The 19,844-nt window shown below is 21.8% G+C and carries 13 protein-coding genes and 3 tRNA genes; 7 read left to right on the top strand and 9 right to left on the bottom strand.

Annotation, left to right across the window (positions count from 1 at the left end):
• Positions 1-329: hypothetical protein (locus tag B2G44_RS01670; RefSeq protein ID WP_143325105.1), on the bottom strand; the 329-nt coding region annotated here is incomplete at its 3' end.
• Between the two features lie 885 nt (positions 330-1,214).
• Here B2G44_RS01670 and B2G44_RS01675 point away from each other — a divergent pair.
• Together B2G44_RS01675 and B2G44_RS02445 are read left to right on the top strand one after the other, a co-directional pair.
• Positions 1,215-1,838 (top strand): sigma-70 family RNA polymerase sigma factor, encoded by a 624-nt coding sequence (locus B2G44_RS01675; protein WP_078123116.1) that lies wholly within the window; start codon positions 1,215-1,217, stop codon positions 1,836-1,838.
• Positions 1,839-1,944: 106 nt separating this feature from the next.
• Positions 1,945-3,090 (top strand): hypothetical protein, encoded by a 1,146-nt coding sequence (locus B2G44_RS02445; RefSeq protein ID WP_078123117.1) that lies wholly within the window; start codon positions 1,945-1,947, stop codon positions 3,088-3,090.
• A 413-nt stretch (positions 3,091-3,503) separates the two neighbouring features.
• Here the strand turns inward: B2G44_RS02445 and acpS are convergent, their stop codons facing one another.
• From acpS to B2G44_RS01695, 3 genes are all read right to left on the bottom strand, one after another.
• Complete coding sequence (acpS, locus tag B2G44_RS01685) at positions 3,504-3,842, bottom strand: holo-ACP synthase (protein ID WP_078123118.1); 339 nt, start codon at positions 3,840-3,842, stop codon at positions 3,504-3,506.
• Between the two features lie 20 nt (positions 3,843-3,862).
• Complete coding sequence (gene ligA / locus B2G44_RS01690) at positions 3,863-5,875, bottom strand: NAD-dependent DNA ligase LigA (RefSeq protein WP_078123119.1); 2,013 nt, start codon at positions 5,873-5,875, stop codon at positions 3,863-3,865.
• Positions 5,876-6,303: 428 nt separating this feature from the next.
• Positions 6,304-7,329 carry a hypothetical protein gene (locus B2G44_RS01695; protein WP_078123120.1) on the bottom strand — a complete coding sequence of 342 codons (1,026 nt, stop codon included), beginning with the start codon at positions 7,327-7,329 and terminating at the stop codon, positions 6,304-6,306.
• Between the two features lie 961 nt (positions 7,330-8,290).
• On the opposite strand from B2G44_RS01695, the gene pgsA reads away from it, so the two are divergent.
• From pgsA to nrdF, 3 genes are all read left to right on the top strand, one after another.
• Positions 8,291-8,929: a CDP-diacylglycerol--glycerol-3-phosphate 3-phosphatidyltransferase gene (gene pgsA / locus B2G44_RS01700; RefSeq protein ID WP_078123121.1), complete on the top strand. Its 639-nt coding sequence runs from the start codon at positions 8,291-8,293 to the stop codon at positions 8,927-8,929.
• Positions 8,930-9,000: 71 nt separating this feature from the next.
• On the top strand, positions 9,001-10,014 hold the full coding sequence (gene recA, locus B2G44_RS01705) for a recombinase RecA (protein WP_078123122.1): 1,014 nt from the start codon (positions 9,001-9,003) through the stop codon (positions 10,012-10,014).
• A gap of 132 nt (positions 10,015-10,146) precedes the next feature.
• Complete coding sequence (gene nrdF, locus B2G44_RS01710) at positions 10,147-11,175, top strand: class 1b ribonucleoside-diphosphate reductase subunit beta (protein WP_078123123.1); 1,029 nt, start codon at positions 10,147-10,149, stop codon at positions 11,173-11,175.
• A gap of 172 nt (positions 11,176-11,347) precedes the next feature.
• On the opposite strand, the gene B2G44_RS01715 is transcribed toward nrdF, so the two are convergent.
• The 5 genes from B2G44_RS01715 to B2G44_RS01735 form a co-directional block, all read right to left on the bottom strand.
• Positions 11,348-11,422: transfer RNA gene (locus B2G44_RS01715), tRNA-Trp, on the bottom strand.
• Positions 11,423-12,407: 985 nt separating this feature from the next.
• Positions 12,408-12,482: transfer RNA gene (locus B2G44_RS01720), tRNA-Gln, on the bottom strand.
• A 64-nt stretch (positions 12,483-12,546) separates the two neighbouring features.
• Positions 12,547-12,622: transfer RNA gene (locus tag B2G44_RS01725), tRNA-His, on the bottom strand.
• 123 nt (positions 12,623-12,745) lie between these two features.
• On the bottom strand, positions 12,746-13,597 hold the full coding sequence (locus B2G44_RS01730) for a hypothetical protein (RefSeq protein ID WP_180372473.1): 852 nt from the start codon (positions 13,595-13,597) through the stop codon (positions 12,746-12,748).
• A gap of 255 nt (positions 13,598-13,852) precedes the next feature.
• The gene (locus B2G44_RS01735; RefSeq protein WP_078123124.1) at positions 13,853-14,380 is read right to left on the bottom strand and encodes a hypothetical protein; all 528 of its coding nucleotides are present in this window, start codon (positions 14,378-14,380) and stop codon (positions 13,853-13,855) included.
• Positions 14,381-14,955: 575 nt separating this feature from the next.
• On the opposite strand from B2G44_RS01735, the gene gyrB reads away from it, so the two are divergent.
• Both gyrB and gyrA read left to right on the top strand, forming a co-directional pair.
• The gene (gene gyrB, locus B2G44_RS01740; protein ID WP_078123125.1) at positions 14,956-16,902 is read left to right on the top strand and encodes a DNA topoisomerase (ATP-hydrolyzing) subunit B; all 1,947 of its coding nucleotides are present in this window, start codon (positions 14,956-14,958) and stop codon (positions 16,900-16,902) included.
• Between the two features lie 87 nt (positions 16,903-16,989).
• The gene (gyrA, locus tag B2G44_RS01745; protein ID WP_257616368.1) at positions 16,990-19,509 is read left to right on the top strand and encodes a DNA gyrase subunit A; all 2,520 of its coding nucleotides are present in this window, start codon (positions 16,990-16,992) and stop codon (positions 19,507-19,509) included.
• The last annotated feature ends 335 nt before the right edge of the window (positions 19,510-19,844 follow it).

Raw genomic sequence — 19,844 nt, forward strand, 5'->3', positions numbered from 1 at the left:
TATGAGCATCTTTTGCGCCCTAATTCTATATAAGATTTTTCTTGTTTTTCTAAAATTTTTAACAAAATTACTTCTTTATTATCTTGAGGATTATTTATTTGAAAATTATTAAGTTCTGTAATATATGTTTTTTGTTGTGTTTCGATATCATTTAAAAAAATCTGTAATTTTTCTTTTTCGTCTGATGATAATATATCTAATTCTTTATTGAATTTTTGTGTTTGATTTAATTCTGTATCTAAAATAATTCGATATTGAAAAATTTTATTTTTTAAATCTATTATTTTTTGATTATTATCATCAGAAATCTGAGCCACAATCGTATTCATAAAAAAACATTTAAGAAAAAATAAGATCAGAATTAAATATTGAAATAATAAAATATTTTTTTTATTTTTATTAAAAATTTTTATATTAGTTATTAATTCTCTTTTCTTTTTTATTTTTAAAAATATGTAATAAATATATTTTTATTTAGTAAATAATATTTTTTTAAATATTTTTGTTAGATAAATTTTAATTATTTTGTGAATTTATAATGTTTAATTTTTTTCAAATTTTCAAATTTCTATTTTCAATTATCATTTATTTCCTTTTGAAGGAAAATATTAAGATATTTTATGAATAGAAAATATTCTAAATATAAAATATCTAACTTAATTATAACATATAAAATGGTTAGTAATATGTTATTTCAGTGGAATATGTTAGTTATATTTGATTAAAATGTTTTTTCAAAAGTTTAATAATTTATTTATGCCAAAATAATAATTTATTAATAATTTTTTATAGTATTAATTATTTATTTAATTTTTATATAAATAATAAATTTTTAATAAATTATTATTTTAACTTTGTAATTACATCGATATTTATTTTTAAAATATTGTTTTTTATTTTAATAAGAAATTTTAAACTTTTTTACCTAACTAAATAAAGAACAAATGAAATTTAATTTTAAATGTTTTATATATACCAAAAATATAAATATAAATTTTGATAAGTTATATGTTCGCATATTCTTATTATTAAAAAAAACAAATTGGATAATTTATAAGAAGATAATTTTAATTTAAGTTTGTTTATTTGGTAAATATTTTTATTACATAATAAAAATCTTGAATTATTAAAAAGACATTGTTAATTTACAAAATCTCTTTTCAAGATTTGTTTTATTAATTATTAACTTAAAGAACGTTTTAGAAAGGAATTATATGCCAAGAAAAAGATTATTTTCGCTCTTTTTAAAAGATAAAAATAATTTATCTATTAGAAACAAATTGATTGAAGTTCATGCGCCTTTGGTTTACAAAATTGTTAATCAATTTAAATATTATCCGTCTATTTTGAATAAATCAGATTTAATTCAAGAAGGCTTTTTAGGTTTAATTCGCGCTTTAGGTTATTATCAAGATCAAGGTTATGATTTTATAGCTTATGCTAGACCAACTATTAAATTTGTTATTCGTGAATTAATTCGAAATAGTCATATTCCGATTGTTCCTCAAAAAAATTATTTTATAATTAATACTAATTTCCAAGAAACTATTTATTATTCTTTAGCTAATTATTCTTTAAATCCTCATCAAAATTGGTTAAAACAAACATATTATGAATTTTGGATTAAAAAAATAAGAAAAACTTTAAATTCATCAGAATTTAAAATTATTAGTTTAAGTTTTGGTTTCTTTAATGATTTTTCATGTCATAAAAAAATTTCTTATCGAGAAATAGCTTTTTCTTTAAACATAAATCCTAAAGAAGTTCAAAAAATACGTAAAAATGCTATCCAAAAACTCAAAAGAAAATTAAATTATCTTAAAAATTTATTAATATAAATTAAACAGATATTAATTTTAACATTTCTAGTTATTTATTGTAATTTGGATACATAATATTAAAATTTTTTAAATTTAAAATCCAAGTTATGGAGATTATAAAAATATGAAATTATTAAAATTAAATAAATTTTTAATATTTTTATTTCTAATTCAATTAGTTTGGTTATTGAATAATAATTTTTCAAAATTATATGCTTTTGATATTGCTAATTATGAAAAAGATTATAATACAAAACATAACGCTATTTATTGGCGCCATGAAAAAGGTCATATGTTTTCTGACAAAGCTTATGTGTTTTATAATCTTTTTCCTTTCAAAAGAATGCCTTGTAAAACTTATCAAGAATTTGCTAATACTAAACAAATTATAAAAAATACTACTGTTTTAGTGAGTAATTTATTATTCCCTTTTAATAGAATATTTAAAGTTTTAGATACAGTACAAGAAGTAACTGGTGATAAATATATTAATGATTCGGATGATCAAATTGCTTTTATTAATCAATTTGTTAAATATTTTATTCAATATTATCCAGAAAAAGGTATATTTTTTTTTGATCCTGATTATTTAAAGGAAATTTCTTATGTTGATATAACTTTTTGCAATTGTGAGATGTCGAATTCTTTATTTTCTATGAGTTATGATTTATTAGAGAATTTTTTTCAAAACGAGGTAGATAAAATACCTTATGAAGATATATTTTTTAATGAAGCATCCGAGATAGAAATGGCTGAATTAGGTCTTAATCTTCAAAATTTTTATCAAAAAATTCTTGAAAATGATTTTCTTAAAAAACGTATTAGAACACAAATAATTCAAAAAGTTAAAAATCAAATAAACTTGAAAATTTTAAAAATTGGCATTAATAAAACAGCGAAATATGTTACGAGCAAATTAATTTGTAATTTTTTGATTCCGGGAACAATAGAAAGTTATGAAATGTTTAAACAAAATCACGATGCTACTTGTAATATTGATCAAAACATCCGTTTATATATAAAAAATAATAATCTTGAAAAAACATTAGGTTTTGCTTTACATTATAATAAGGTAGATAATCGAGTAGAAATTTTTTCATTAGAACAAAATCAACTATCTTCCCAATTATTTTCTCGTTTAATCCAGAAAATAAATATATCCGATTCCACTCATATGTTAGTTAGTTTGTTACAACCAAAAAATCTAGGAACGCCTGATATGAATTTAAATATTTATGGTGGTAAATTGAAAAAAAATTTACAAAAATAATTACTTATTATTAAGTTTTTCTATTTTTTATTAAATAATAATTAGTTTTAATATCATTTTTGAATCTTTTTATTTGTGAATGCTATTTTGTTTAATGTGGGATTATTTTAAAAAATAAAATTGTATTTTACAGATTATTTTTAGTTTAATTTTGATGAATTAATATATAAATATTTAATTAAATAGTTATTAAATTAATTTTTAAATAATTGAGATTTTGAAAATAAAGATCAACAATTCAGTTGATCTTTATTTGTTAATTAGTACTCAAAATGAATTCATGTTAGAAGTTAATTATGGAAAATTATTTATTAAAAAGATAATTAAAAAACAGTAGTAATTTTCAATATATTACAACTATATTCGCGATAAATAATTCAAAGAAATTAATATTTATCAAAATTAATTCAAGATTATAACATAATAACTAAAGCTAAAGCGTATTTTTCAGTATGAGTAATAGATATCATAAATTGATTATTATATTTATCTATTATATAAGGAGCTCCTTTATCGTCGTTTAATATAGACCAATCGCAATAATTATTGGTTAAATTACCTTTTTGATAAGTTTTAAATATTGCTTCTTTAGCGGCCCATCTTCCTGCTAAAAAAAAACTTTTACTTTTTAAAGAATTTATTTTTTTATAAATTTGATATTCTGAAATAGATAAAATACGATTAGATATTGGGGTTAATCCTATTTTAATAATTTTATTAATTTCAATTAAATCGATACCGATATTTTTCATTTTTGATAATTATTACCTTTTTATATTTTATTTTTAGTTTGTGATAAAAGTTTATACAATTCTAATTCTTGAATAATAGTAATGTTTATGTTTTTAGCTTTTTCAAGTTTTTTTTCGCTGTAATTTGACCCACAGATTAAATAATTAGTTTTTTTAGATATATTATTCACTATTAAAGCTCCTAATTTTGATAAATTTTGAATTATTTGTGAACGTGTATATTGCGACAATGTTCCTGTAATAATAATTTTTTTGTTTTTAAAAAAATTATCATCAACATTATTAATAATATTTTGAGTAGAAAAATTTAATTGATGTTTTTCTAATTGAATAATTTCTTGAATATTTTTTTCATCATTAAAAAAATTATGTATACTATGAGCTATTTCTTGTCCTATTTCTTGTATTTTAGTTAGTTGTTCTATTTTAGCTTTTTTTAAATTATATATATTATAAAATTTATTAGTTAAAATTTGAGCGATTTTACTACCTACATGTTTTATTCCTAATCCGAATAGAACGCGATCAAAGGGTTTTTGTTTGCTTTTTTCTATGGCTTCTAAAATATTGTTAATTTTTTTAATTCCAAAAAAAGGTAATTTTAGTAATTGTTGTTTTTTTTCTTTAAGAATATATAAATCCGAAATTTTGTTGATAATTTTTTTTTTAAATAAAATAGTTAATGTTTGTGAACCTAAAATATGGATATCCATAGCTTCTTTAGATGCGAAATGAATTATTTTTTGTATTTTTTTTTCATTACATTCGGAATTAATACAAAAATAATTAATTCCATTATTTTCTTTTTTTAATAATGAATCACAAGAAGGACATTTTGTAATCATTACAAAAGGTTTCGCAGAAGCAACTCTTTTATCAATAATGACTTTAATAATTCTAGGAATAATTGATCCTGACTTTACAATAATTACGCTATCATTAATACGAATATCTTTATTTTGAATATAATTATAATTATGCAAGGTCACACGTGATATTTTACTACCATCAAGAATAATAGGTTCAAGATCTGCTACAGGATTAATTATGCCAGTTCGGCCTACATAAAATAAAATATTTTTGATTATAGTTTCGCCTGTAATGGAATTAAATTTATAAGCAAGAGCGTATTTAGGGAATTTATTTGTATAACCTATTTTCTGATATAAATCGAGTTGGTTTAATTTTATAACAATACCATCTACATCATAATTTAAAGAGTTTTTTAAATCTATATAATAATCTATAAAGTTAATTAAATCAGACCAAGAATTAATTATATGATAATATGGATTTACAGAGAAACCTAATTTTTTTAATAATTCTAAAGCTTCTTTTTGAGTATGAACAATTAACGAAGTTTTTACGATACTATATAAAAAAGAAGATAAATTTCTAGAAGTGACAATATTAGGATTTAATAATCTAATGGTTCCAGACGCGGCATTACGTGGATTAGCAAAAGATTTTTTTTGTTCTTTGTTATGTGTTTCGTTTAATTTTTTAAAATTTTCATAATTAAAAAAAACTTCTCCTCTTACTTCTAAATCTATTGGTTGTAAAAGTTTTAAGGGAATATCTTTGATATTTTTAATATTATGGGTTACTACTTCTCCTACTAAGCCGTTTCCTCTCGTAGTAGCTTGCATTAAAATTCCTTGTTCATATTTTAAATTAATAGCTATACCATCTATTTTTAATTCTGTAATAAAATTACAATGAGGATATTTTTCCATTATTTTTGTATAAAATTTTTTTACTTTTGCAATGTCAAAGGCATTGTCTAAAGATAACATAGGTTTACTATGAGTTATTTTAGCTATTTCGTTATCATCCAAAGAACTACCTACTTTATCAGTCGGACTATTTTTTAATTTATATTGCGGATAATTCTGTTCTAGATATATCAATTCCTGTAATAATGCATCATATTGTTGATCGCTTAAAGAAGATTGATTTAAATTAAAATATTCATAATTCGCCTGATTTATTTTTTTAGTTAATTGTTTTATTTTTTTTATAATATCTAACATATTTTTTATCCATTATCCGTATTCAATATTGCAATTTATTAGTTCGTTTTTTGATTGATATTTTTTTAAGTTAAAGGTATTTTAATTTTAAAAAATATTACTAAGATTAAAAAAAATATGCATATTTTTAAAATATGCATATTTAATATATCGTTATATGTTGATTAGATAATTAAGTTTTTATTATCCGATTATTAATATCATTTTTTGCTAAATTCGATTATTACTGAAATTACATTTATAATTTTTTCTAATTTATTTTATAAATTTATATATTAATATCTTATATTTGGAGAAATTTTTTCAATTAAAAACATTTATGAGGAAAATTTTGGTACTTTTAGAATGATTTTAATTTTTTATTTTATAAATTAAATTTTAATTAATGATTAAAAATTAATTTTTTATAATGATTTTTGGAAATATATTTACATAATACGGAATCTTGTATCTATTAAATCAGGTTCGGATATGGTATTTTTATTAGTTTTAACATCAAATTTTGTTTCAGTTAATTTATTGTTGCTATCGAAAAATTTAGTTTCGATTAAAACTTCATTAGTGATGTACTTAAATTCTTTAATAGAAGATATTTGTTGATTTGGATTGAAAATGGTTACTTTAGTAATTTGTTGATTTGCATTAAATTCCTCTATAGCATTTAATCTATCACCAATATATTTAAAATTTTCGATTTTTATCGGATTTTGTTTATTATCCCAATAAATTTTTTGGTCTATTTTATAAGGAGCATTTTTCTGATAAAAACTCGTTGTTATTAATTTTTCTTCATCATCAAATTCTGCAATGTTATGTGTTATGAAATTTTTAGTATTTTCGTTATATACATTTAATATTTCAGTTTTAATTTTATTATTTTTATAAAAGGAAATTAATTCCGATTGATAATCATCAGCAAAAACTGTTTTTTTGAATAATTGATTATTTTGATATTCTTCTATTTGTTTATAATAATTATTTTCATTGTTTAAAAAAATTTTGCTTATTAATTCTCCAAATTTATTAAAATATTTAATATGATCGATTTTTTCTTCTTTATTATTTTTAAAAACTATAATACTTTGTGCAGCTTCATCAGTTAATTTTTTTAAAGCAAAATCAAAGGAATTTGTTTTGGGTTGAAAAAACTTTTTTTGTAATTCTATACTTTCTTGTAAAGAATTTAATATAGGTTTTAAAGAATTTTTATTTGAATTAATATTATTGTTTTTGTCCAAAATAGGTTCAATTTTTATTTTATTATTATTTTGAATTTTATTATAATTTTCTAATAGTTGTTTATGAGTTTGAGATAATTTCTCGTGTTCCTCTTCTATTTCTTCATTATGAGCTAATACATTCATAATAAAAAAAATTTGACCCAATAAAATTAAGAAAATGATAAAAAATAATAATATTTTGTATAATATATTTTTGTCACTGGTGAAATTCATGTGTTTTAGTTGATCTCACTTTCTAATGATTTATAGAAATCTAATAAAATCTTACTTTGCGATAATAAACCATACACAATCCTAAATTAAAAAAGTGAATTTAAATTTTAAACAAACGCAATCTAATTATAACAAAAAATAATATAATAATAAATATTAGGTATTCTTGAAGTTGTTTTACAAAAACATAATAAAGATCATTAAAATATGTTATGGAGTAGAATTTTTCTAAATATATTTGAAAAAATTATGTTTGATTATATTCGGATAAAATTAAATTATATAAAATTTTTTTAAAATTTATTTTTAAATTTGAATTATTGGTTAACATAACAATTTTTTATTTATATTGTTTTATTTTAATAAATTATATAATTTTAATTATTAGTTAATTTAGTTATTAATAATGTTTATTAAGTTAAATTTTTTTATATTAAAAGATTACAAAGTATAAGATTAATTTGTTAAAATAAAAGTTATTATTAATAAATTGCGGAATTTATATAAGTTTATTTTTAATATTTAAATTTTTTTTGATATTTAGAATAATTATTTTTTAAATTTTTCATTATGTTATATTCTATATAAAAATTGAAAATGAAATGTTCTTAAATTTAATAATGAAAATTAAATTTTTTATTAATAAACAAAATTATAATATTTTTTCCAATTTTAATTAAAATATATAAAAAATATTATTAATAATTATCTTCAACAAAACTATGCCATTATAATGTAATTTTTGATTAAAATGAAATTTTTAATTTTTAATTCATATTCGAAAGGAGAAATAAATGTGTTTTTGATAAAAAATCCATATAAAAATACCAAATATTATGATAAATATAATAAATTTTTATTATTAATGGGAATAAATAGTTCAAAGATATAAAATATAATTGATGATAAAATATTTATTTTGGAATTATTTATTTTGTATTTTTAGAAAGATGATTATAATATGAAAAATATAATTAAAAAAACAGCTAATTTATTAACGATATTTCGTATTTTTTTAGTTTTTTGTATGTTACCTTTTTTATATTTAAAATTATTAAAACATGAAATAGAAATTTTTAAAAATTATTTTAATATTATTTTTATAGTAGCATCTATAACTGATTATTTAGATGGATTTATTGCAAGGAAATTTTTTCAAACAACTGTTTTTGGTAAATTTTTTGATCCTATAGCTGATAAATTATTAGTTATTATTTCTTCATTTTATTTACTGATTTTATGTCAAAATAATCATTTATTGCATCAAGATAATGATAAAATTGTTAATTATGTTGTAAGTTTTTTGATAGTTACTATTATAAGAGATTTTATCGTGATGGGTATTCGATTATTAGCTTTTGAAAAAAAACATATTATTAGTTCTTCTTTTGGTGGTAAATTAAAAACTTTTTTGAATTTTGTTTCAATTATTATAATGCTTTTATCTGCTCAATTAGAACGTTTTTTTTCTCAATTATTTCCGGAATATAATTTAAAAATGTATTTTATTATTAATTTTATTTTAATATTGAATATTTTTATAATTGTGATTTCTGGTATAGATTATATCTTAAAAAATTTGAAGTTAATTTATTTTTAAATTATTAAAAATTTATCTTTTTTTATAATTATGATGAATTTTAGTAAAATTATATAAGAGGTGTTTAGTAAATGAATAAAGAAATATTAAAAAAACCTCCTTTAACGCAAACTATTAGCGAAATAGAAAAAATTTTCGGAAAAGGCAGCATTATGCAGATGAATTCTGATAAAGTAGAGCCTATAGAATCTATTTCGACTGGTTCTTTAGGATTGGATATAGCTTTATCTATTGGAGGTTTACCGAAGGGTAGGATTGTAGAAATTTTTGGACCTGAAAGTGCTGGTAAAACTACTTTAGCTTTGCATGCGATAGCAGAAGCTCAAAAATCTGGAGGTCTTGTTGCTTTTATAGATGCTGAGAATTCTTTAGATATTAATTATGCTAAAAATATAGGAGTGGATGTAGATAAAATGTTAATATCTCAACCTGATTCCGGAGAAAATGCTTTAAATATTGCCAATTTTTTAATACAAAATAATGTTGTTGATTTGATAGTAGTAGATTCTGTAGCCGCTTTAGCTCCTTTAGCAGAAATAAATGGCGAGGTTGGCGATTCTTATGTAGGTATACATGCTCGAATGATGAATCAAGCTTTAAGAAAACAAAGTTATATTGTTTCTAAATCAAATTCTATTTTGCTTTATATTAATCAGTTAAGAGAAAAAGTAGGAATTACTTTTGGCAACAATGAAGTTACTCCCGGAGGAAAAGGCTTAAAATTTTTTACATCTGTTAGATTAGATGTCCGAAAAACCTCAGAATTAATTAAAGATAATGATCAAGTTATTGGAGTAAAAACTAATGTTCGTATTGTTAAATCTAAAGTTTGTCCTCCTTATAAAACTGTTAGTTTTGATATTTTATATGGCAAAGGTATTTCTAAAATTAGTGAAATTTTAGATTTAGCAGTAAGTTTAAATTTAATTAAAAAAAATGGTATGTGGTATAGCTATAATGAAAAACAAATTGGCCAAGGTAGAGAAAAGGCTCGAGAATTTTTAATGAAAAATTCAGATATTGCAAATAAATTAGAATTAACTATTCGTCAATATTATAATTTAAATGTTAACAAAGAAAAATAAAGTTTTTTTATTAAAAATATTTATGAAGAATTGTTAAATTTTAATTATACAATATATATAAAATTAATTAGTTTTTTTAAAATTTTTTTAAATTTTAATAATTTTAAAAAAAGATAGGAATGAGTTTAATATATGAATTTCAAAAAAATAATTTATCAAGGTGCTAATTGGAATAATTTAGATGATGAATTTACACATCATTTTTATGAACAAAATCTAAGTCAATTTTGGCGTCCAGAAGATATTAGTTTACAAAGTGATTTGCATATTTGGAACACTTTATCTCATGAAGAACAAAAAACTTATTCTCGTAATTTGTTAGTTTTAACTTTTTTAGATACTTATCAAGGAGATATAGGTATGCCTGTTTTGGTTAGATCTTGTTTACCCGAAGAGCATCAAAAAAAAGCTACTCTTAGTTTTATGGGAGCTATGGAAAATGCTGTTCATGCTAAAAGTTATTCTAATATTTTTATGACTTTTTTGAATAAAAATGAAATTGATGATTTATTTTCTTGGGGTATGAAACAAAAAAATTTACAGAATATTTTAAATTTAATTATTAATGTTTATGAAATGTTAGATCAAAAAATAGTTATTAATAAGAATAATTCTGTTTATTTAAATAGTTATGAATTTTGCGAAATAAAATGGAAAGCTCTTGTAGCTTCAGTATTTTTAGAGACTTGGTTGTTTTATAGTGGTTTTTATTATCCTTTATATTTTTATGGCCAAGGTAAATTAATGCAAGCTGGAGAGATCATTAATTTGATTATTCGTGATGAAAGTGTTCATGGAGTTTATACCGGAAGATTAGCTAAACATTTATATTCTACTTTTAATGTAGAGCAAAAAAAAAGTTTATATAATTGGTTAGAAAAGTTTTTATTTCAATTATATCAAGAACAAATATTGTTAACTTCCGAACTTTATCAAGCAAAAACTTTAGTAGATGATGTTAATAAATTTGTTCGTTATAACGCTAATAAAGCTTTATTAAATTTAGGTTTAGAACAAATTTTTCCTTATGAAGATATTAATCCTGTTATTTTAAACGGATTGAATACAGAAACTAAAACAATGGATTATTTTTCTATGAAAGGTAACGGTTATCAAAAAATGAAAAGTGAAAGTTTAAAAGATGAAGATTTTATTTTTTGATTTTTCCCCCAATTATCTTATGAGATTATAATTTTTAATTTTTCATAAATTTGAAAATTCCCAAATAACTGTTAATTTAAATAAAAGAAAGAAGGATATATACGCCTTCTTTTTTTTATTTAAATTAGATTATTTTTTAAGATTATTTTTTTCAATATTTTGCTATTTAATTTGGCAGGGATATCAGGATTCGAACCCGAACTCATGGTTTTGGAGACCATTATGCTACCATTAACATCATATCCCTAAATAAAATATTTGGTACGGGTGACAGGACTCGAACCTGCAAGCTTAAGCGCTAGAATATGGATAGAAAACCTTTATTATATTTGGTTAGCCCCCATCCAAACCGGACAGGCATGTTTCCATGCATCCGGCTTTCCGAATTCAACATAATAAATTTTTTTATTTGTTTAGATTAAAAAACATATTTTTTTATTTAATTTATATTGCGCATTTATAAATTGTTTTATAACAAAATAAAAATTATCATTTAAAAAGTGATAAAAAAATATTTATTATTTTTTAATCTTCCTGCTTCCCTTCGCCTTGTAAATAGTTTTCCTATTCTCCCTGAGAGGACCGAAAATCTCCGACTACTATGTTAGCTCTGCAACCTTAATTATTTTATAAAAAAATAAAAAATAATTTTAGGTTTTCCTAGGTAGCTATAAATTATAGGCTAATGATAAATATCGGTTGGAGTCTTATAATAGGTAAAATCATTAAATTTACCTTGATGTAGATAATTGAATAAATATTTTATTCTTTATTGGTAATTATAATTACTTTAGGATCTTGAGAGTAATTATCTAATTATCTATTTAGGTATTTTGGAATATATCGTTTAACCTTCCCTAAAGCTTTAGAACTAAACCACCATTCTTTGCTCTTCACTTAAATATTCAACCTTATTTTATCTTCTTCTTATGTTTAGTGTATATTTTTTAATAAATATTAAAATTAACGATTTTATTTTTTATATACTAAACATTTATGAATATGCTATTTTCCCTTTCATTCTTTCGAATTCAGGTTAATTCATCGAAGTACTTTTATTACCATTAAAAGTGAGGGGCCTAAAAAAACCTCTTTAATTTATGCTCGAACTAGCGCCCTCCTAAGTCTAGTGCGTTTACCAATTTCGCCACACCCGCAACATTGCAATTTATTTTTATAAAAAATTTTTTTTTATAAACTTAATTATTAAAAAATATTAAAAGTAAAAATTATGGCAGGCCCAGCTGGATTTGAACCAACGAATGACGGAGTCAAAGTCCGTTGCCTTACCGCTTGGCTATGGGCCTTCTATGTAAAAAAATCAAAATTATTTTGATTAATTTGTTGATTAACTTAGAATTTAAACAAATTTGGGGCGGATGATGGGGATCGAACCCACGAATGTCGGCGCCACAAGCCGATGCGTTAACCATTTCGCCACAACCGCCACAAAAATTATTAAAATTTTCATTATTAAAAAAGTTAATAACATTACATATTATACATGAATTATAAATAAAAAAATATATTTAATGTTTATTAAAATAAATAAATTTAAATAAATTTAAAATTATTGTTTTATTTGTTTAAACTGTTTTTGTTTTTCTATTAATAATGATTTAACAAATATTAAATCTTTGGGATCTATATATAAAGCTTTATTTTTCGAGTCATAATAAGAATGAGATACATTGTAAAAATTATTACGATTTTCTATAGGCATATTATTTAACATAAATAATTGTATTTCGGCAAAATTTTCCATTTGGTCAAAAATTTTTTTTAAGCTTTCGGGTATTTGTTTTTTAAGCGCCTCGTCAATAAATTTTAAGTCTATATTTTTTAATATATTTGGAGATAAATTTTTATTATTTTCTGAATTATTATTTTTTAAATCTTTTTGTATTGATGAATTTTCATGATAAATTTTTGATTTTGTATTAATTTTTAATAATTCTGTTTCCAAATTTTTTATCTGTTGTTTAAGCATTTCTTGTTCGAAGTAGTTTTTTTGTTGTTGTAATTCTATTTTTGTTTCCATTTTATATTGATTTAATTCAAGACGAAAAGCTTGTTCTTTATTTTTGTTTTCGTTTTCTTTTCGATTAATTTCTAGCATTTTTAATTCTATTAAGGTTAAATTTTTATCTTGATATAATTCATTTGGTAATGGATTTTGTATAGAAAATTGAGGAATTTCTGTTTTTGAATTTAATTCATAATTTTGATTATCTTTATTTTTATATTCTTGAATATTAAAAATAAAATTGAAATTTAACAATAAAATACGATATAGAAAAGTTAAAATTTTTTTAAGTACTATTTTAATAATTTCTGAAAACATAAAAATGCTTAAAAAATATATCCACCAATAATTTTCAAAAGGAAAACGATTTAACCATTCTTTAATATTTATCATCATATTTATTATCAAATTATTGACACAACCTTCTGTATAATCATTGTTTTTAACAATGTTATCTCGAATTTATTTTTATCATTTAATTGCGTTAATTTCCAAAATAATGAAGAAATTTATTGAAATTTTATTATTTTGTAACGTTAAGTATTAAAAATATGTTTAATTAAAATTATTTTGTATAAATTATAAGATACTATTTTTTAAATTAATAATGAGATATTTATAGTTAATGGTTTTTGATAATAGGGTTATTTATTATCTATTTTGTGTATTTATAAAAAATTCTTTTTCGGAAGAATCAGAGTTTTTTGGATTATTTGAATTTTCTTGGGATTGTATTAGACTTATTCTGTTCTTAAGATTTTCTAAATCTATATTTATTTTATCTAGAATAATCGAATAATTACTGGTTGTTAATGAAAGTTTTGTTTTTTTATTATTTAAATCTGTCATCTGATTTTTTATTTCTTGTAATTTGATCTGGACTAGAAATAAATGAGTTTTATTACAAATATCATTTATTGTTTGAGTTAGATTTTGAATATGTTGTTCGTATTCAGTTATTTTTTTTTGTAAACTTTGTTCTGTTATTAATTTTGGATATTTTGTTATTGTTTTTGGTTTAGAAAAAAAATTCCAATTAATATCAAAAAAAGCTTTTACATTACTTAATTTAGAATTAGATAAATTACCTTGTTTATTTATAAATAAACCGAAAAAATTAACTATTACAAGATTTAACAACAAAAATATAATGAATTTTAATTGGATTTTTTTAAGCATTTTTCTCCCTCAATTATTTAAATAAAATGCAAAAATTATATGTTTTTTATTTAAAAAATCATAAATTTTATATCAATATTTTAACATTTTTCGATTAATGTTTCAATATTTTAGGATATTTTGATACAAAAGATAAATTATGTTCTTTAAATTAAATTTAATTTTTAAATTAAATTTTAATTTATATTTTAAATTTTAATTTATATTATTGATATTAATTTAAATTTTATGTTTTAAAATTATAATTTATAATTAATGATTAGTTTTTGTATTTGAAGTATGAAAAATAAATAAATGTAAAATATTAAATTTTTTAAAAAAGATTATATCGTGAAATATTTTTTATAGTTTCTAAAAATATCTGCTGTAATAAGTTTTAATTGTTATGTGTTATAATTATTAACACATTTTTTAATTTAAAAATTTGGAAAGTAATTAATAAAATAATTTGGTATTAAAAAAATTTTAATTTAAATTATTTTTTACGAGATCAAAAAATAAAAACTATAAATTTTAAATATATTTTTTAATTGGATTAAATGAATATAAATAGGGAGAAAATTAAATTTCATAAAATGAGCAAAAATGGTAAAAAAAATAAAGAAAATATAAATGAATATAGCGCTTCTAGTATTGAAATTTTAGAAGGTTTAGAAGCTGTGCGTAAAAAGCCAGGGATGTATATTGATTCCGTTACTATGAAAGGAGCATATCATTTAATTTGGGAAATTATAGATAATTCTATAGATGAAGCTTTAGCAGGATATGCTACAGAAATTATTTTAAAAATTTTTCCGAATAATGTAGTTAGTGTTTCTGATAATGGTAGGGGTATTCCTGTCGACATTCATCCTAAAACTAACAAATCAGCCGTAGAAACTATTCTAACTACTTTACATGCTGGCGGAAAATTTAAAAATACTCCAGATTCTAAAAATTACAGTTATTCGGGTGGTCAACATGGCGTAGGCGCTTCTGTAGTGAATGCTTTGTCTAATTGGTTTATTGTTGAAATTTTTTTGAATGGTAAAATATATTATCAAAAGTATGAAAAAGGTGTCCCTACTTCATCTTTAAAAATTGTGGGAGATACTAATAAAAAAGGAACTACTATTACATTTTTACCTGATGAAACTATTTTTCAAGATCTTAAAAATACTCCTTATAATTTAGATGTTTTAAAAAAAAGAATACAACAATTATCTTTTTTAAATAAAAATGTTAAATTAATTCTAGAAGATTTGCGCTTTCAACCTTCTCAAATTATTAATTTTTATTCAAGAGGCGGTATTCAAGAATATCTTCAATATTTAAACGAAAATAAAAAAGTTTTAAATCAACCTTTTTATCAAGAAAGTTCGGAAAATAATATTTTTTTAGAAATTGCTTTTCAATATAATGAAAATTATATTTCTAATATTTATTCTTTTGTAAATAATATACCTACGCATGAAGGTGGAACTCATGAGGAAGGTTTTAAAATGGCTTTAAATAGAGTTTTATCTAAATATGCTAAAGATAAAAACTTATTAAAAAAAGATTTTAGTTTTATTGGCGAAGATACTTTAGAAGGAATTACGGCTATTATCGCTTTAAAACATTATGATCCTTTATTTGAAGGTCAAACCAAAGCTAGATTAGGTAATTATGATATAAGACAATTTGTTTCTAAAAAATTTGGTCTGGCTTTGGAAAATTATTTATTAGAGAACCCGCAAGAAGCTAAAAAAATTATTGATAAATGTTTGTTAGCAGCTAAAGCCAGAGTAGCAGCTAAAAAAGCTCGTGAAATTACTAGAAAAAAATCTCCTTTAGATAATTTAAGTTTTGCTTCAAAATTAGCTGATTGTCGCACTAAAAATCCTGCTTTGGCGGAATTATATATTGTTGAAGGTGATTCTGCAGGTGGCTCTGCTAAACAAGGTAGAGATTCTGCTTTTCAAGCGATTTTGCCTTTAAGAGGTAAAATTATTAATGTCGAAAAAGCTCGATTAAATAAAATTTTAGTTAATAATGAAATTCTCTCTTTAATTCAATCTTTTGGTACAGGTTTTGACAAGGAATTTAATATTTCTAAAGCACGTTATCATAAAATTATTATTATGACAGATGCTGATGTTGATGGCGCTCATATAAGAACTTTATTATTAACTTTCTTGTTTAGACAATTCAGACCTTTGATTGAAAATAATTATATTTATTTTGCTCAACCTCCTTTATATAAGGTACAAAATAATAAAAAAATTTTTTATTTTTATACAGAACAAGAATTAAAAAATTTTATAAATCGCAAAAATGATTCTCAAAGAATTGTTGTCCAAAGATATAAAGGATTAGGGGAGATGAATGCAGAACAGCTTTGGGAAACTACTATGGATCCCGCAACTAGAACTTTATTACAGGTTAAATTAGAAGATGCGGTAGAAGCTGATAGAATTTTTACTATGTTAATGGGCGAAGAGGTTAGCGATAGGAAAATTTTTATTCAAGAAAATGCTACTTATGCTGATATAGATATTTAATTTAATATTTATAATTATTAGATTTACTAGTGATTTCAAATAATAAATAAAAAAACAAATCAATTATTAATAAAAAAGGCGTAAAATATGATATTAAAAAAAATAAAAAAAAATGATCATTTAAATGAAGAATATAACCCTTTAGATTCTAAAATTAATCTTAATCGTGTTGAAATAGTAGATATAAATGAAGAAGTGAAAAAATCTTTTTTAAGTTATGCTATGAGTGTTATCGTTAGAAGAGCTCTTCCTGATATTAGAGATGGTATGAAACCGGTACAAAGAAGAATTTTGTATATAATGAACGATTTAGGATTAGCTAATCAAGAACGTTTTAAAAAGTCTGCTGCTGTAGTGGGAGCCGTTATGGGTCGATGTCATCCTCATGGAGATAATAGTATTTATGAAGCTATGGTTCGTATGGCGCAGGATTTTAATTATCGTTATCCTTTAATTAAAGGTCATGGTAATTTTGGTTCTATTGATGGGGATTCAGCAGCAGCTATGCGTTATACAGAAGCTAGAATGTCTAAGATAGCTATAGAATTAATTCGTAATATCGAACAAGAAACTGTGGATTTTATTGATACTTATGATGGTAACGAAAAAGAACCTACTGTTTTACCAACTCTATTTCCTAATCTTTTAGTGAATGGTTCTACTGGTATTGCTGTGGGCATGGCTACTAATATACCACCTCATAATTTTAAAGAAGTTGTTAATGCTTTAATTGCTTTTATTAATAACAAGGATATAGAAGTAAAGGAATTAATGAAATATATAAAAGGACCGGATTTCCCTACAGGAGGTGAAATTTTAGGTGCTGATAATTTAAAACATATTTATGATACTGGTAAAGGGCGTATTTTTATTAGATCTAAAACTCAAATAATTCAAAATGATAAAAATAAAAATTCTATTATTATTAATGAAATACCTTTTCAAATTAAAAAAAGTAGTTTAATTGAATCTATTGTTTTATTGGCTAAAGAAAAAATTATAGATGGAATTACAGATTTAAGGGATGAATCTAATCGTAAAGGTATTAAACTTGTTATTGATTTGAAAAGAGATATTAATCCTCATGTAGTTCTGAATAATTTATATAAAAATTCTCAAGTACAAGTTTCCTTTAATTTTAATATGATTGCTTTGGTAAAAGGTGTTCCTAAAATAGTTAATTTAAAACAAATGTTAAAAGAGTTTTTTGATTTTCGTATTAATGTTATTCAACGTCAAAAACAATTTGAATTATCTAAAGCTCTTAAAAAACAACATTTAGTAAAAGCTTTAATTATTGCTTTAAATGATATTGATCAAGTAGTTGAATTGATTAAAGCTTCATCTAATGCCAAATCAGCACAAATTCAATTAATGGAAAAATATCAATTGGATGAACCACAAAGTAAAGTTATTTTAGAAATGAGTTTACAAAGAATTACTAATTTAGAAATAGAGAAAATTAAACAAGAAAACACAGAATTATCATTAAAAATTACAGAATGCGAAAATATTATTAATTCTATTTCTTTAAAAGAACAAATTTTAAAACAAGATTTATTAAATTTACAAAAAATTTTTCAAGATCCGCGTAGAACTATTATTAATACAGAAAATCATAATTTAGATATAGATGAAGCATCATTAATCGAAAAAGAAAAGATTTTAATTACTATTACTCATAAAGGATATATTAAACGTTTAAGTTTGGATACTTATAAAAAACAAAATAAAGGTGGTAAGGGTGTTATAGGAATTACTATGAATCAAAATGATTTTGTAGAGCATTTTGCTATAACTTCTACACATGATTATCAATTGTTTTTCACTAATAAAGGTAAAGTATATCAGATTAAAGGTTATGAAATAGCTTCTTATTCTCGTCATGCTAAAGGTATCCCTTTGGTTAATTTAATTCCTATGGCTAAAGGCGAATTTTTAACTACTTTAACAAGTGTAACAGAATTTACTAATAATAAGGATTATTTGGTATTAGTGACTAAAAAAGGATTTATTAAAAGAAACCTTATTCAAGAATATGCTAATATCCGATCTAATGGTAAAATAGCTTTCGCTTTAAAAGAAGATGATGAAGTTTTAGCAGTATTGAAAACTTCTGGTCATCAAGATATTATTTTAGCTAGTTCTAGTGGTAAATCTATTCGTTTAAAAGAAAATTTTATTCGAACTACCCATCGTAGAGGTACTGGAGTTATCGGTATGCGTATGGATAAAAATGAGAAAATTGTAGGTGCAGCTGTTGTTTCTCATCCGGAACAAGATATTTTGGTAGTAACAGAATTTGGTTATGGTAAAAAAACTCAAGCAAGTTTTTATAAACCTCAAAAACGAGGCGGAAAAGGCGTTAAAACTTTAAAAATTACTGATAAAAAAGGAAAATTAGTAACTTTAAAAACTATTTTTCCAAATGAAGAATTAATTTTAATTTCTCATTTGGGTCAAGTTATTCGTATTGAAGCTAATAAAGTTTCGACTACTAAATCCAAAAATACTCAAGGCAATAGGTTATTTAAATTAAAAGAAGATGATAAATTAATTAATGTAGTAGTAGTGCAAAAACAAGAAGATGTTCAACAAATAGATTAAACATTTATAATTGTTTAATTAGATTAATATTTTTTTATTTTCTTAAATAAGTTAATACAATTTTTTTAAAAATATAATATTATAAAATTAGAATCAGAGTTAAAAAAAATTTTATCTATTTTAAAGATAGAAATCGGATTTTGAAAAAATTTTTTATATTTTTTTATAATGAGATATTTTTTAAAATCACAATATAAATTTATTTTAAAATTAACTTTAATAATATACTACCGTAATGAGCGCCAAAGAGGCCTAAATTTCCTGCTATCTAACCAATACCCAGGGCTGATAAACCCTGAAAGGAGATGGTCGGTCTGACAAACGAAAGAATGTCA

This window comes from Candidatus Phytoplasma citri, assembly GCF_002009625.1.
Classification (GTDB): Bacteria; Bacillota_I; Bacilli_A; order Acholeplasmatales; family Acholeplasmataceae; genus Phytoplasma; species Phytoplasma citri.

Bases quoted from the DNA above. Each gene is read 5' to 3' on its own strand.
- B2G44_RS01730 (WP_180372473.1), bottom strand. From the start codon at position 13,597: ATGATGATAAATATTAAAGAATGGTTAAATCGTTTTCCTTTTGAAAAT.
- B2G44_RS01675 (WP_078123116.1), top strand. From the start codon at position 1,215: ATGCCAAGAAAAAGATTATTTTCGCTCTTTTTAAAAGATAAAAATAAT.
- gyrA (WP_257616368.1), top strand. From the start codon at position 16,990: ATGATATTAAAAAAAATAAAAAAAAATGATCATTTAAATGAAGAATAT.
- ligA (WP_078123119.1), bottom strand. From the start codon at position 5,875: ATGTTAGATATTATAAAAAAAATAAAACAATTAACTAAAAAAATAAAT.
- B2G44_RS01695 (WP_078123120.1), bottom strand. From the start codon at position 7,329: ATGAATTTCACCAGTGACAAAAATATATTATACAAAATATTATTATTT.
- nrdF (WP_078123123.1), top strand. From the start codon at position 10,147: ATGAATTTCAAAAAAATAATTTATCAAGGTGCTAATTGGAATAATTTA.
- B2G44_RS01735 (WP_078123124.1), bottom strand. From the start codon at position 14,380: ATGCTTAAAAAAATCCAATTAAAATTCATTATATTTTTGTTGTTAAAT.
- B2G44_RS02445 (WP_078123117.1), top strand. From the start codon at position 1,945: ATGAAATTATTAAAATTAAATAAATTTTTAATATTTTTATTTCTAATT.
- gyrB (WP_078123125.1), top strand. From the start codon at position 14,956: ATGAGCAAAAATGGTAAAAAAAATAAAGAAAATATAAATGAATATAGC.
- acpS (WP_078123118.1), bottom strand. From the start codon at position 3,842: ATGAAAAATATCGGTATCGATTTAATTGAAATTAATAAAATTATTAAA.
- pgsA (WP_078123121.1), top strand. From the start codon at position 8,291: ATGAAAAATATAATTAAAAAAACAGCTAATTTATTAACGATATTTCGT.
- recA (WP_078123122.1), top strand. From the start codon at position 9,001: ATGAATAAAGAAATATTAAAAAAACCTCCTTTAACGCAAACTATTAGC.